This window comes from Streptomyces sp. NBC_00190 (assembly GCF_036203305.1).
Classification (GTDB): domain Bacteria; phylum Actinomycetota; class Actinomycetes; order Streptomycetales; family Streptomycetaceae; genus Streptomyces.
On sequence record NZ_CP108131.1, the window covers coordinates 6,744,021 to 6,757,239 of the forward strand.

Consider the following 13,219-nt stretch of genomic DNA (forward strand, 5'->3'; position numbering starts at 1 on the left):
CTCCGCCGCCGTCCTGCGGCTGCTGCCGTTCGCGGTGCCTCATGATTCGGCTGATTCGTCTGATCCGGCGGACTCGGCGGACTTGGCGGACTCGGTGTATTCGGGTGGGTCGACGGAGGCGTCGAGGAGCCGGGCGAGGCGCCGGTTGGCCTGGCCGAGGTACGAGCGGACCGTGGCCTCATCGACGCCCATCACGGAGGCGGCCTCGCCGGGGGAGCACTGGAGCCCGTACCGCAGCAGTACGGCGTCGCGCTGCCGCTCGGCGAGCCGGGACACGGCGGAGTAGAAGCGGATGGTGTCGGTCAGCACCTCGTACCGGTCGGCGTGGGCGTCCCTGAGGGCGGCTTCGAAGGCGCTGATGTCCATCGGCCGGGGCTGCCGCTGCCAGGGGTGGCGCGGCCGCAGCCGCCGGTCGGCCAGGCAGTGCTTGAGCAGGGTCCACGCGTAGGCGTCCAGGCGGTCCATGTGGAGCATCCGGAGCCACTCGCCCATGATCGAGTCGAAGGTGGCGTCAACGGCCTGCTCGGCCGCCGTGTCGGAACCGAGCTGCAGGTACGCGAAGCGCATGTACGCGGGTCGCCGATTGGCGTGGAAGGCCCAGTACGAAAGGCGCGCCGTCGGGCTCCACTGGCTCATCGGTGTCGGCCGCCGGCGCCGGCTCGGCAGCCCCACGGCCCCTCCGGACTCCTCCGGTCCGCCATCGCTCACCGTTCCACCCCATCCCCTGTGCGCGGTGTACAGGAAAGCAGCGAGGGCGCATTCGGAGGGCGCATAGAAGAAACCTGGGAACAATGCGTCGGCGATGATCGACTCGTGATCGATGTCGACCGCACGGCGGTCCAGCCGGCACGTATGCATATGACCGCCGCCCGTGCCGTCCGGCCGACGGTCGGGTGCGCGGCGGACCGGCTGTAGCATGGGCCCGATCGCGAGGGCCGTGACGAAGAGGTCACTGTCCTCGCTTTTGCGTTACTCCCACCCATGAACAAATGCGGCGCGTGGCCTTTCGGCGGTTCGATACGATGAACCTCATTCACAGTCCGTCACGTCACGTGGTACCGCACACATGAAATGGAGCATCCGAGGATGGCTCGACACCTGATCACCAGCGCGCTTCCGTACATCAACGGGATCAAGCACCTGGGCAACATGGTCGGGTCGATGCTTCCGGCGGATGTGTACTCCCGGTACCTCCGCCAGCGCGGCCACGACGTCCTCTACATCTGCGCCACCGACGAGCACGGCACCCCCGCCGAGCTCGCCGCCAAGGAGGCCGGCATCTCGGTCGCCGAGTTCTGCGCGCAGGCCCACGACGCCCAGAAGGCGGTCTACGACGGCTTCGAGCTGTCCTTCGACTACTTCGGCCGCAGCTCCTCCGCGCAGAACCGCGAGATCACCCAGCACTTCGCCCGCAAGCTCCAGGCGAACGGCTTCATCGAGGAGCGGGCGATCCGGCAGGTCTACTCGCCGGTCGACGGCCGCTTCCTGCCGGACCGCTACGTCGAGGGCACCTGCCCGCACTGCGGCTACGACAAGGCCCGCGGCGACCAGTGCGAGAACTGCACCCGCGTCCTGGACCCCACGGACCTGATCGAGCCCCGCTCGGCCATCTCCGGCTCCACCGAGCTGGAGGTCCGCGAGACCAAGCACCTCTTCCTGCTGCAGTCCAAGCTCCAGCACGAGGTCGAGGCCTGGGTCGCGCGGCACGAGGCGGAGTGGCCGCAGCTGGCGTCCTCCATCGCCCGCAAGTGGCTGACCGAGGGCCTGCACGACCGCGCCATCACCCGTGACCTCGACTGGGGCGTCCCGGTTCCGGCCGACACCTGGCCCGAGCTGGCCGCCGAGGGCAAGGTCTTCTACGTCTGGTTCGACGCGCCGATCGAGTACATCGGCTCGACCAAGGAGTGGTCGGACCTGGACCCGGCGAACCGCGACTACAAGTCGTGGTGGTACGAGGCCGAGGACGTCCGCTACACCCAGTTCATGGCCAAGGACAACGTCCCGTTCCACACGGTGATGTTCCCCGCCACCGAGCTGGCCACCCGCGAGCCGTGGAAGAAGGTCGACTACGTCAAGGCCTTCAACTGGCTGACGTACTACGGCGGCAAGTTCTCCACCTCGCAGAAGCGCGGCGTCTTCACCGACCAGGCGCTGGAGATCCTCCCGGCCGACTTCTGGCGCTACTTCCTCATCGCGAACGCGCCCGAGTCCGACGACTCGTCCTTCACGTGGGAGCACTTCGCCGCCACGGTCAACAAGGACCTCGGCGGCACCCTCGGCAACTTCGTCAACCGCGTACTGACCTTCTCCCGCAAGAAGTTCGGCGACGAGGTCCCCGCCGGCAGCCCCGCCGGCGAGGTCGAGGCGAAGCTGGGCGAGCAGATCGCCGAGCTGCTGGCCGAGTACGAGGGCCACATGGAGTCGCTCCAGTACCGCAAGGCCGCGGCCGCGCTGCGCGCCCTGTGGTCGGCCGGAAACGCGTACCTCGACGAGAAGGCCCCCTGGCTGGAGGTCAAGACCGACCTGGAGGGCGCGGCGCTCACCCTGCGCACCGCGATGAACCTGATCCACCTCTACTCGGTGGTCTCCGAGCCGTTCATCCCGGCCTCGGCGCGCGCCATGCGCTCCGCCTTCGACCTCGCCGGCGACACGGCGACGTGGATCACCCCGGAGCAGGCCAAGTCCCTGGACGCGGTCCCGGCCGGCACGCCGTTCACGGTGCCGCCGGTGCTGTTCGCGCGGGTCACCGAGGAGGACCTGGAGTCCTACCGCGAGCGGTTCGGCGGTTCGCCGGAGGCGTGAGGCCCGGCGTGACAACTGCGTGAGGGGCGCGACCGGTTGACGGTCGCGCCCCTTTCGCGTGCCTGCGGGGGGGGGGGGGTAGGGAAAACCCCACCGCGAAGTGTCCACCTGGGCGTGCAGACCCGACGGGACCGCGCGGCTGGAATGGACCCATGACCCTTTCCCGTACCGCCCGGTGTACCGCGGGCTGGCTCCTCGCGGCCGCCTGGGCGCTGTCCTTCCCGCTCCTGTCCTCGCTGGGGCCGCACCGGCTGTGGGGCTGGTGCGCGGCCGCCGGGTACCTCGGCGCCGCCGGAGCCACCGCCCTCGGCCACCGCCGCGCGGCGCTCACCGCCGCTCTGCTCGGCGCCGTCGCCGTACCGCTCCTGTGGCTGGTCCTGACCGGGCGGGGGCAGTCGGAGGTGATGGTCGTCGAACGGTCCGGGCGGCTCCTGCTGGAGTCCGGCCGGCTCTACGTCGACCAGCCCGTGCGGGTCGAGGAGTACACGCCGTACCTGCCGGGCATGGCGCTGCTCGGCATCCCGCGCGCGCTGCTCGGCGGCGGAGACGGCTGGGCCGCCCGGCTGCTGGGCGACGCCCGTATCTGGTGCGCGGCGGGCCTGTTCGGCGGCCTGTGGGCCGGCCGACGGCTGCTCGGCGCGACCCGGCCGGCGCTGCTTCCCGTACTGGTGGCCTCGCCGGTGGTGGCGCTGCCCCTCGCGGTGAGCGGGGTGGACCTGCCGCTGGCCGGGCTGTGCTGCCTGGCCCTCTCGGCCGCCGGAGCCGGGCGGCCGGTCCTGGCGGGGCTGCCCTCGCCGGGGCGTGCGCCCTGAAGTGGACGGCGCTGCCCGCGGTGGCGGTGGCGGTGGCCCTGCTCGCGGCCTGCCGGGGCCGGCGGGCGGCGGTGCGCTGCGGGCTGGCCGCGGCCGGCGGGACGGCCCTGCTGGTCCTGCCGAGCGCGCTGCTCCAGCCGGGCGAGCTGTGGCGCCAGGTGTTCGCCTATCCCACCGGGCGCGCGGAGGTCGCGACGCCGGCGAGCAGCCCGCTGCCCGGCCACCTGCTGGCCGAACTCGGCCAGTGGGGCTGGTACGCGGCAGTGGGTCTGCTGATGCTGGGAGGCGTCGCGGTGGCCGTGTCGCTGCTGGTCCGGCCGCCGCGCACGGTGGTGGCGGCGGCCGACCGCCTCGCGATCGGCCTCACGACGGCCTTCCTGCTGGCCCCGGCGGGCCGCTTCGGCTACCTGGCGCTGCCGGTGCTGCTGACCGTCTGGGCCCGCTCGGTGGAGCCCTCCGGTCGCGCCCGGACCCCGGCTGCCTCCCGCGTCGTGGCCGGCTCCCGCCCGGCGCGGACGGTGGTGACGCCCACGCGTTAGCCGGTCTCGGCCCCGCGCAGATGGGCCAGGACCGCCAGCACCCGGCGGTTGCCCTCCGTGGCGTCCAGGTCGAGCTTCGTGAAGATGCTGGAGGCGTGCTTGACCACGGCGGCCTCGGAGATGAAGAGCCGGCCCGCCAGGGCCTGGTTGTTGAGGCCCTCCGCCATCAGGGTCAGGACCTCCCGCTCGCGCGGGGTGAGGCGGGCCAGCGGGCGGTCCTGCGATCGGCTGCCGAGCAGGACCCGCACCACCTCGGGGTCGATGACCGTCTGCCCCTCCGCGACGCGCCGCAGGGCGTCGAGGAACTCGGTGACCTCGCCCACCCGGTCCTTGAGCAGATAGCCGAGTCCGGCCGCCGAGGCGCCCGTGAACAGCTGGGTCGCGTACGCCGTGGCCACGTACTGCGAGAGCACGAGCACGGGCAACGAGGCGTCACGGGAGCGGAGTTCGAGCGCGGCCCGCAGCCCCTCGTCGCGGAATCCCGGCGGCATCCGTACATCGGTGACCACGGCGTCCGGCCGCTCCGCCGCCACGGCCCGCACGAGTTCCTCCGCGTCGCCGACGGCGGCGAGGACCTGGTGGCCGCCGCGGGTGAGCAGTTCCGCCAGCCCCGCGCGCAGCAGGACGGAGTCCTCGGCGAGGATCAGCCGGAGCACGGGACCTCCACACGGAGTTCGGTCGGTCCGCCCACCGGACTGGACACCACCAGCCTGCCCTTCAACATCGCCACCCTGTCCGCGAGACCCGCCAGGCCCGCTCCCGCGCCGGGATCGGCCCCGCCGCGGCCGTCGTCGGTGACGCAGAGAGTGAGCCGGTCGTTCTCGACCCTACCGGCGACGGCCACGCACGTGGCGCCGCTGTGCTTCGCGGCGTTGGCCAGCGCCTCCGTGACGGTGAAGTACGCCGTGATCTCCACGGAGTCGGCCAGCCGCGGTACGTCGAGGTCCACGGTCACCGGTACGGGATGCCGCAGCGCCACCTCGGCCACGGCGGCCGCGAGCCCGTGGTCGGTGAGCACCTGCGGGTGGATGCCCCGTACGAGGTCGCGCAGTTGCTCCAGCGCCACCTTGGCCTCGCCGCGGCCCCGGGCCACCAGCGCGGCGGCGCCCGCGGCCCCGGGAAGTCCGCGCAGCTCCATCTCGGCGAGGCCCAGGGTCATGCTGAGCGCGACCAGCTGCTGCTGCGCCCCGTCGTGCAGATCCCGCTCGATGCGCCGCCGTTCGGCTTCGAAGGCGTCGACCAGGCGCACCCGGGAGCGGGTGAGTTCCAGTACCCGGGCGTCCTCCTCGCGCGGCCCGAGCAGCAGACGGACGGTCTTCACCTGCGCCCCGGTGAGCAGGGCTCCCGCGTACGCCGCCACGACCAGCCCGATCAGTCCCGCCGCCGTGCCGCCCAGGGCCTCCAGCGGGCCGGAGACGGCCCTGCCGGGGATCAGCATCACCGGCTCCGGGGCGAGGGCCCAGACGACGACCGGGCTCGCGACCAGGATCAGGGAGAACGCGAGCAGCGCGACCACCCCGAAGCCCGCCGCCCCGAAGACCGGCCCGAGCAGGACGGCGTACCCGAACTCCCGCCGGGTGGCCCGCTCCTTCAGCCGTGTCCGCAGCCAGGCCGCGGGGCCCGCCCCGGCGAGGGAGGTGTGCGGATCGCCGACCGGCACCGGATCGACCCACCGCAGCCGCCATCGCTCCAGCGCCCCGAGCGGTACCGCGCCGGAAGCGGCGCAGAGCAGGAGCAGCAGCCCGATCCCGGCCACGGCCAGTACCACGCCCAGCCCGACGAGGACCACGAGCGCGACCAGTACGGCGTATCCGAGGGTGGATCCGGCCGCCAGATACCCCCAGCACCGCCAGGGCCACCACGAGCCGAGGAACCGCAGGGGCCGCCGCATCACCGCCCAGACGGCGACCGGGGCCTGGTCGGCCGGGCTCTGGAGGGTGGTGGAGGCAGACACACGCCCCAGCCTAGGACGCTGGCGTCGCACCATCGCGCCCGGGGCCCGGGGCGCGGGCCCCGGGCGCGGTGGCGTGGCGAACTGGGCCGAACGGGTGAACGATGTCAGAGGGGGCGTGTTCGCCCCTCTTCGATCCGGTACGCGCGATGCTCCGAGGAGGTCGTGATGGACGTCCTTGTACTGATCGGCCGCCTGCTGTTCGTCGTCCTCTTCCTCGCCTCCGGGACGGCGCACCTGACCAAGACCCGGCAGATGGCCGGGTACACCGCTTCCCGCGGGGTGCCCATGCCCGTCGCGGCCACGGTCGTCAGCGGTGTGGTCATGCTGGCGGGCGCGGTCAGCGTGGCGGTCGGGCTGTGGGCCGACCTCGGGGCCCTGGCGCTGGCGGCCTTCTCCTTCTCGGTGGCCGTGCTGATGCACCGGTTCTGGAAGGAGAGCGACCCGCAGGCGCAGATGATGGAGCAGACGCAGTTCCTCAAGGACACGGCCCTCGGCGGCGCGGCCCTGGTGATGTTCGCGTTCTTCGCCTACGCGGGCCACGACCTGGGGCTCATGGTCACCGGCCCGGCCCTCTCGATCAGCTGACGGGACCTCCGGTCGCGGCGCGGCCCGGAGCCGGCGCCCGCGTTCAACGACAGGTGACGGCCGGCCGCACCAGGCAGTCCTCGAAGAAGCCGAAGCAGCGCAGGTGGTAGGAGCGTGCCGCGTGGCCCAGGCTGATGTTGTGGCCCGCCCCCGGCTGCCGGTCGACGGTCACGTGCGGGGCATCGGTGAGCCGCGATCTCAGCTCGGCGAGCGCGTCCCGGTCGTACCGCCACCACGGCTCGTGCTCGGCGAAGGTGAACCGTACGGGCACGCGGACGCGGCCCGCGGCATCGCGGAAGACCTCGGGCCAGCGGGCGATGTCCGCCTGCTCCCGGGCCGGCACGGGGCCGACGATCGAGCCGCAGGTGGCGAAGGTGTTCGGCGGGTAGAGCCGCAGCGGCCCCCAGCTGCGCCGGCCGCCCCGGGACGCGCCCTCGCCGGTGAAGGCGTCGGGCGCGTAGCGGTGGCCGCAGCCGGAGATCTCCAGGCCGAGCAGGTCGGGCCAGGCGTGGTCGGCGGCGGTGAGCAGCGCGACCTTGCCGCCGAACGAGTGGGCGAGGAGGAACAGGCCGGCCCCGGTCTGCTCCCGGGCGGCGAAGTCGCGCACCGCGGCGGCGAGGGTGGCTGCCTGCTCGGTGACGGACTGCCCTTCGGGCAGCGCGGCCGCGGACTGTCCGTAGCCGGGCCGGTCGACGGCCAGGACCGTATAACCGAGCCGGGCACCGAGGGTGAGTAAGGAGAGGTCGGGATGGGCCTGGCCGTCGAAATAGCCGGAGTTCATGCCCGCCCCGTGCACCGCGACCACCGTGGCCCGCGGCGGGCCCTCGGACGGTTCGCGGAGCAGCGCGGACAGGGGAGTGCCGGCGGCGTCCAGGGTGATCCGGCGCACGCCCCGCGACAGGTCGGCGGGCGCGGTGCTCATGCGGGGGCCGCCATGACGGGGCGGCGCGTGTCGAGAGCGGTCGGCCCGGAGCCGACGTTGATGACGTGCGTGTCCACGGGCTCATCCTCCGCTCCGATTGTCGTATGCGCGTAGTGACGCGCCGGAGCGCCGGTGCGGACCCGGTGGTGCGCGGCGCCCCGCTCGGTCGCGGCCCGCGCGGCGGCCCGGGCGGCCGATGGCTTGAAGTCGCCCCTCGGTCATGGATCTTGACCTGTCTGCCGCGTATCGAAGCAGGGCCCTGATCGTTTCTTCAGCCGTAACCCTCATATGTGCTGCGGAATCGGGAGGACACGCGGTGACCGCATGGCAGTACCTCGCCGGGGCGGGTCTGGTGGCGGCGCTCTGCCCGCTGCACGGTCACGTGGCGGTCGCGGGTGACGGCGACGGCCGCGGTGCCCGGGTCGACGTGTGCGTGCCCGGAGGGCAGCCGGGCCGGCCCGTGTTCCGGCCGCCCTCGGTACGGCCGGGCGTGCCCGGGGCCGACCGGCCCACCGTGCACCACCCGGGGCGGCCCCCCGAGCCGCCCGTCGCCGCCCCGGCCGCAGGCCCGGGCGGCGTCCCGTCCGCCGCCGACCCGCCGGAGCGGGCGCGGCCGCCGGAGCGGCTGGAGCCCCCGAGCCCGGCGGGACCCGCCGCGGAGGCCGGGGCCGGGGGGACGGAGCCGCCGGAGCCCGCGCTGGCTGCCGGGCCCGTGACCGGTCCGGATCCGGCGGACGCACCCGCCCCGCCCCGGCTCAGGGCCGCCGCCGCGCCCGCTAGCGCCTTCCACGTGCGCCCGTACCGCTCGGTGGCCCTGGAGCGGCGCCGTCCGGGCGGGATGTCCACCGTGATGCTCATGGTCGTGGTCACCACCCCGGCCGTACTCGCCGCCGCCGCCCTTCGTCCGCGCTCCAAGAGCCGCGGCTGACCGCCGCCGCACAACCCCTGCTGAACCACCCGCTGAACCACCCGCTGAACCACCCGCTGAACCGCCCACTGATCCACCCGACGATCCACAAGGGGAGAATCCTCGTGTCCGAATGGCTGGTCCTGGCCATTGCCATGGCGCTCGTCTGCGCCGTCGTCCTCGCCATCACCGCGATCCGGCACCGCCGGGTCGCCGATGACGAGGACACCAGCGAAACCCCCGACGTCATCGAGTACATGACGATGATGGTGGGCGTGGTCTACGCGATCGTGCTGGGCCTGGCCATCGCCGGCGTCTGGGAGGCGCGCGGTGCCGCCGAGGACAGCGTGCGCCGGGAGGCCCAGGCGCTGTACGAGGTCACGCAGCGCGCCGACGTCTACCCCGCCGCCGTCCGTGACCGGATCCGTGGCGAGGTGAACGCGTACGTCTCGCACACGGTCGCGGTGGACTGGCCGCTGCTGACCTCCGGGGAAGGCGCGTCGGCCGGGGGCGCCCAGCTGCTCGGCAAGCTGCGCAGCGACGTCACCCACCAGAGCCCGGCGAACGAGCTGCAGGCGCAGGCCTACCAGCCGCTGCTGGACCACATCGCCACCGCCGACGACGCCCGCCACTCGCGGACGCAGAGTTCCGAATCCACCCTGCCCAGCGTGGTGTGGTTCGGGCTGCTCGTGGGCGGGGTGGTCACGGTCGGACTGATCTTCACCCTGCAGATCCGCCGTTCCGGGCGGGAGCTGCTGCTGGCCGGGCTGTTCAGCGCGCTGATCGTGTTCCTGCTGTTCATGGTCTGGAGCTTCGACGCGCCCTTCGGGCGGAACGGCAACGACTCCGCGGGGCCCTTCCAGGACCTCTTCCCGACGACGTCGGTGGCCGCGGCCCGCTAGGACTACGCGGACCCGGACGCGGCCCCGGACGCGGACCCGGACCCGGACCCGGACGCGGCCCCGGACACCGGCCCGGATCCGGACAGCGCGGCCCGCTCCCGGACCGCCCGCACCACCGGCGAATGCCGCAGGGCGTGGGAGATCCGCAGCAGGTCGCGCGGTCCGTCGGCGGTGTCGAGCACGGTCTCCTCGCCCTCGCCGATGACCTTGCCCTCGGGGTCCGCCGAGCGCGCCCGCACGGCGGCCGCGACCATGGCGGCGTCGGCGACCGCGCGGGCGCCGGGCTCGTCGGCCCCGTCCGCGACGGCGCGCTCGTAGGCGCCGTCGCGCAGGCTCCGGTCGAAGTACGGGCCGAGGTGCAGGAATCCGTCGTGGATGTCCGACTCGCGCTGGATCACGCGCAGTTCGGCGGCGGACCACCAGGCCATCTGCACGGACGGGGTGCCGGGGGGCGCGGCGATCTGCACCTCCTGCCAGAGCGAGCCGAGCTTCCGGTAGGTCGTCCAGGTCTCCCAGTTGTCCGACAGCCGCTGGCAGACGAGGGGGAGGACGAAGCCGATCGCGCTGATCAGCGCTCCCACGGAGGCCAGCGGCGGGGCGACGAGCGTACTGAGGAAGTCCAGGTCGTGGCCGGTCCAGCGGGCGACGACGGCGGACATCTTGGTGGCGTCGTAGCTGAGGTTGAACATGTAGCCCGCGACGATGATCATCAGGCCGACCCGCAGCCAGCCGCGCACCTGGAGCGACCAGCGCCAGCACATGGCCACCATCACCACCGCGGCCACGTTGTGCGCCACGAGGTAGAGGGCGATCATCTCGCGGATGTACGGCGTGTTCGCGTAGTAGGTGTCCAGGTCGCGAAGCCGCTCGACGGGGGCGTCACCCAGGGCGAAGAGCACGATCAGGGCCACGACCACGACGCTGTAGCCGAGGATCCAGCGCTGCGAGACGCGGCGGGTCTCCTCCGGCGGGCCACCCCGCCAGTTGACCACCAGGACCAGGCAGGAGGCGCTGAACGCGGTGATCAGGCAGTACACCAGCGGTGCCGAGATGTTCGGCACCCCGGTCCATCGGTTGACATCCGCGATGGTGGGCGGGGCGGCGAAGGCGAAGACGGCTCCGGCCAGCATCAGCAGCGCGCAGACCGAGCGGAGCAGTGGATCCCGCCAGTTGTTGCGCAGGGCCGGCAGCTTGAAGGCGAGTGAGACCGCCATCGCCGCTGCCGGTATGTAGTAGTCCTGGCCGTTCAACGATCGTTCCTGTGCCCCCGGTAGCCCAGCGCGGCCTCGATCCGGCCCGCCAAATGGTCGCGCTGTGCCGGGGCGCGGTGGCTCGCCGACCCGGCGAGCCAGGTCCGGCAGCGGCTGCCCAGCAGTAAGCCGAAGGTCTCGGCCTCGGTCTCCTCCCGTACGTCGGCACGTGTGCGCGCGGCGACCCGGCGCACCGTCTCGCCGATGTCGGCCTCGTCGGACAGCAGCCGGGCGGCGACCGCGGCGCCGTCGACGTGGTGGCTGCAGTGACCGGCTTTCATGTGCCACAACTCGTGGCCCAGGATCACCAGTTGGTGGTCGGGCGCGGTGCGCTCCTCGATGACCACGAGATCGCGGTCCGCCATGTCGAGCCACAAGCCGCTGGCCGTCCCCGGCGGGAACGAGGCCATCCGGAAGTCCACCCGCCGGCCCCGGTGCCTGCTCATGCCCTCGCAGAGGGCGGCGTAGAGGTCCACGGGCTCCACGGGGGCGGTCAGCCGGATCCCGGCCACCAGCTCCCCGCACAACCGCCGCTGCTCTCTGCCTATGCTCACCGTTCTCCCCGTCGGCGTGGATCCGGATCAGGATTCAAGGATCAGACCCAGACTTTCGACTGGGTCAGGATTCATTCGGTTTCACGCTCTCGAGAAGCATGTCCAGCCATTCGGTCACCTTGTCCCGGTGCTTGTCGCTGGGCAGTTGGGCGGCCCGCCAGGCGATGCCCCGGACGCCGTGGTTCTGCAGGAGTCTTGCCAGCGGATCCCCGGCCGAAGCGGCCGCGGCCGGTACGGTTTCCCGCGCCCGGCCCGCGAAATCCTGGAGCAGCTGCTGCTCGGTCCGCTGGAGCGCGTCGGTGAGGGCGTCGGCGTCGTGGGCGGTGAGGAACCCTGCGTGCACCCCGAAGAAGCGCTGGATCGCGTCACAATGCTCCATGGTGGGGCGGCGGTCGCCGTTGATCAGGGCGCCTGCCTGCTGCCGGGACATCCCCGCGCCGTCCGCGATCTCCTGCTGCGTGTAGCGGCGGCCGTTGGGTTTGACCCGTGTGCGCCGGAGCAGGTCGAGGCGCTGGAGGAAGCGGGTCTGCAGATCGGGCTCGCCGGCGGGTCTGCCGTCGAGCAGGATCCTGACCACGTCCGTGGGCACGCCGGAGGCCTCGGAGAGGCGTCGCAGGTCGAAGACCTGGTTCAGGTCGCGGCCCATTTTGCCCGCGAGTTCGGCGACACGCGTGACGGTGGCGGCCAGGGGTGCGTGGGCCACCGCGACGGGAGCCGGGAAGCCGTCTGTCACCAGTGGTTCTCCTAGATCGCGCGAAGTCGGTTCGGGCAGAGCCCGGGCACATGGTCGGCTTCTGGAATCTAGCCGTTCCGGCCGAGAAGGGCTAGAACGTGCCACAGCTGTGGCGGGAATGAGCTGTCAAGAGGCTGGAATTGCCACAATAGTTGACACTCGAATGAAGTCGGTAGCAGGATCGCCACACGGAAATGAAGATCCAGACCGTGAGGAGGGGGAGCTCTCGGTGCCACATCTCGCAGCGGTGGGCCCGTCCGATGGCCTCGCCCGAGCCGGTGAGGAGCGCCTGGCGGGCGATGAGTCCGCACGCGGCGCCGTGCGGTCGGAGCGACGCAAGGAGATTTTGCGCCAGCGTCGCGAGGAGCTGGGGCTGAGCCAGGAGGATGTCGCCGCCCGGCTGCGCATCAGCGTGCGTGCGTACGGAAACTGGGAACGCGGCCTCGTCAAGGAGTGGACGGACCGCAAACTGCTCGCCCTCGCCCAGGCGTTGGAAATGAGCGAGCGGCAGTGCTTCTGGCTGTTCCGCGTCATGGTCGACCGCGACCCGCCGCCCACGTGGCGGGCTGCCGAGGAGAACCGGCTGCCGCAGGACCCCGCCCAGCGCGACTACCTGTGCGACTACGCGGCCCTCATGGAATCCGTTCCCTACCCGAGCTTCCTGGTGGACCACCGCTGGGACGTCGCGCTCACCAACTCGGCCTTCGACCAGCTCTTCCAGTCCGTCAGGCCGCACCCGACGGCACTGCCGGACGACAACTTCCTGCGCTTCGTGCTGTTCCACCCGGACGCCGCGGCCGTGCTGGAGGACCACGAACCGGCCTGGTGCGTACCGCTGCTGGCCCAGTTCGCCACCGCGCTCGCCGCGGCCCCGGAGGACGAGGGACTGCGCAGCATCCGCCAGGAGGTGGCCCGCGACCCGTTCATGGAAGCGGCCTACCGGTACGGGGTCCCGCACTGGCTGAGCATGCGCGGAGCCGAGGCCGCCGAACAGGACGGGGCGGTACGGACCGTACGCCACCCCGACCCGCGCAGGGGGCTGGTGCGCTGCCGGATGGTGGCCGAGACCAGCCGGATGCTCGACGCGATGGGGCTGACCCGGATCACCCTGATCCTCTCCGCCCCGCAGGGCGCGCCCGCGGGTCCCGTCCCGGGCACCGGGCCCGGCCGGCAGCAGGGCGCCGCCAGACTGCGTGCCGTGCCGCCGCTGGGGGAGTGAGCGGCCGGGGGAGACTGGTTCCCTGACTCCACGGACGAAG

14 protein-coding genes are annotated in these 13,219 nt (G+C 72.6%); 7 read left to right on the top strand and 7 right to left on the bottom strand.

Annotated elements, in window-relative coordinates; all coding sequences use genetic code 11:
- Positions 1 to 39 precede the first annotated feature (39 nt).
- A complete protein-coding gene (locus OG429_RS31655) occupies positions 40 to 708 on the bottom strand; it encodes a sigma-70 family RNA polymerase sigma factor (RefSeq protein WP_328928664.1) in 669 nt (222 codons plus the stop codon).
- 378 nt (positions 709 to 1,086) lie between these two features.
- Here OG429_RS31655 and metG point away from each other — a divergent pair, with 378 nt between their 5' ends.
- The 3 genes from metG (at position 1,087) to OG429_RS31670 (ending at position 4,153) form a co-directional block, all read left to right on the top strand.
- On the top strand, positions 1,087 to 2,802 hold the full coding sequence (gene metG, locus OG429_RS31660) for a methionine--tRNA ligase (RefSeq protein WP_328928665.1): 1,716 nt from the start codon (positions 1,087 to 1,089) through the stop codon (positions 2,800 to 2,802).
- A 152-nt stretch (positions 2,803 to 2,954) separates the two neighbouring features.
- Complete coding sequence (locus OG429_RS31665; protein WP_328928666.1) at positions 2,955 to 3,614, top strand: hypothetical protein; 660 nt, start codon at positions 2,955 to 2,957, stop codon at positions 3,612 to 3,614.
- A gap of 20 nt (positions 3,615 to 3,634) precedes the next feature.
- Positions 3,635 to 4,153 carry a hypothetical protein gene (locus OG429_RS31670; protein ID WP_328928667.1) on the top strand — a complete coding sequence of 173 codons (519 nt, stop codon included), beginning with the start codon at positions 3,635 to 3,637 and terminating at the stop codon, positions 4,151 to 4,153.
- On the opposite strand, the gene OG429_RS31675 is transcribed toward OG429_RS31670, so the two are convergent.
- On the bottom strand, positions 4,150 to 4,809 hold the full coding sequence (locus OG429_RS31675; protein WP_328928668.1) for a response regulator transcription factor: 660 nt from the start codon (positions 4,807 to 4,809) through the stop codon (positions 4,150 to 4,152). The genes OG429_RS31670 and OG429_RS31675 overlap by 4 nt on opposite strands.
- Complete coding sequence (locus OG429_RS31680) at positions 4,797 to 6,044, bottom strand: sensor histidine kinase (RefSeq protein WP_328930484.1); 1,248 nt, start codon at positions 6,042 to 6,044, stop codon at positions 4,797 to 4,799. The genes OG429_RS31675 and OG429_RS31680 overlap by 13 nt, the downstream gene beginning before the upstream one ends.
- 228 nt (positions 6,045 to 6,272) lie before the next feature.
- Between OG429_RS31680 and OG429_RS31685 the strand changes: the two genes are divergently transcribed.
- Positions 6,273 to 6,692 (top strand): DoxX family protein, encoded by a 420-nt coding sequence (locus tag OG429_RS31685; RefSeq protein WP_328928669.1) that lies wholly within the window; start codon positions 6,273 to 6,275, stop codon positions 6,690 to 6,692.
- A 43-nt stretch (positions 6,693 to 6,735) separates the two neighbouring features.
- Here the strand turns inward: OG429_RS31685 and OG429_RS31690 are convergent, their stop codons facing one another.
- On the bottom strand, positions 6,736 to 7,614 hold the full coding sequence (locus tag OG429_RS31690) for an alpha/beta fold hydrolase (RefSeq protein ID WP_328928670.1): 879 nt from the start codon (positions 7,612 to 7,614) through the stop codon (positions 6,736 to 6,738).
- A gap of 316 nt (positions 7,615 to 7,930) precedes the next feature.
- Here OG429_RS31690 and OG429_RS31695 point away from each other — a divergent pair, with 316 nt between their 5' ends.
- Together OG429_RS31695 and OG429_RS31700 are read left to right on the top strand one after the other, a co-directional pair.
- The gene (locus OG429_RS31695) at positions 7,931 to 8,542 is read left to right on the top strand and encodes a hypothetical protein (RefSeq protein WP_328928671.1); all 612 of its coding nucleotides are present in this window, start codon (positions 7,931 to 7,933) and stop codon (positions 8,540 to 8,542) included.
- A gap of 104 nt (positions 8,543 to 8,646) precedes the next feature.
- The gene (locus OG429_RS31700) at positions 8,647 to 9,423 is read left to right on the top strand and encodes a bestrophin-like domain (RefSeq protein WP_328928672.1); all 777 of its coding nucleotides are present in this window, start codon (positions 8,647 to 8,649) and stop codon (positions 9,421 to 9,423) included.
- Between the two features lie 2 nt (positions 9,424 to 9,425).
- On the opposite strand, the gene OG429_RS31705 is transcribed toward OG429_RS31700, so the two are convergent.
- The 3 genes from OG429_RS31705 to OG429_RS31715 form a co-directional block, all read right to left on the bottom strand.
- Positions 9,426 to 10,673 carry an MAB_1171c family putative transporter gene (locus OG429_RS31705; RefSeq protein WP_328928673.1) on the bottom strand — a complete coding sequence of 416 codons (1,248 nt, stop codon included), beginning with the start codon at positions 10,671 to 10,673 and terminating at the stop codon, positions 9,426 to 9,428.
- Positions 10,670 to 11,227, bottom strand: a complete 558-nt coding sequence (locus OG429_RS31710) for a toxin-antitoxin system, toxin component (protein WP_328928674.1) — start codon at positions 11,225 to 11,227, stop codon at positions 10,670 to 10,672. Before OG429_RS31710 ends, OG429_RS31705 begins: the two co-directional genes overlap by 4 nt.
- 64 nt (positions 11,228 to 11,291) lie before the next feature.
- On the bottom strand, positions 11,292 to 11,960 hold the full coding sequence (locus OG429_RS31715) for a helix-turn-helix domain-containing protein (RefSeq protein WP_328928675.1): 669 nt from the start codon (positions 11,958 to 11,960) through the stop codon (positions 11,292 to 11,294).
- 346 nt (positions 11,961 to 12,306) lie between these two features.
- On the opposite strand from OG429_RS31715, the gene OG429_RS31720 reads away from it, so the two are divergent.
- Positions 12,307 to 13,179 (top strand): MmyB family transcriptional regulator, encoded by an 873-nt coding sequence (locus OG429_RS31720; protein ID WP_328928676.1) that lies wholly within the window; start codon positions 12,307 to 12,309, stop codon positions 13,177 to 13,179.
- The last annotated feature ends 40 nt before the right edge of the window (positions 13,180 to 13,219 follow it).

Coding starts and splice junctions, on each gene's coding strand:
- metG (WP_328928665.1), top strand. CDS start 1,087: ATGGCTCGACACCTGATCACCAGCGCGCTTCCGTACATCAACGGGATC.
- OG429_RS31665 (WP_328928666.1), top strand. CDS start 2,955: ATGACCCTTTCCCGTACCGCCCGGTGTACCGCGGGCTGGCTCCTCGCG.
- OG429_RS31680 (WP_328930484.1), bottom strand. CDS start 6,044: ATGCGGCGGCCCCTGCGGTTCCTCGGCTCGTGGTGGCCCTGGCGGTGC.
- OG429_RS31685 (WP_328928669.1), top strand. CDS start 6,273: ATGGACGTCCTTGTACTGATCGGCCGCCTGCTGTTCGTCGTCCTCTTC.
- OG429_RS31690 (WP_328928670.1), bottom strand. CDS start 7,614: ATGAGCACCGCGCCCGCCGACCTGTCGCGGGGCGTGCGCCGGATCACC.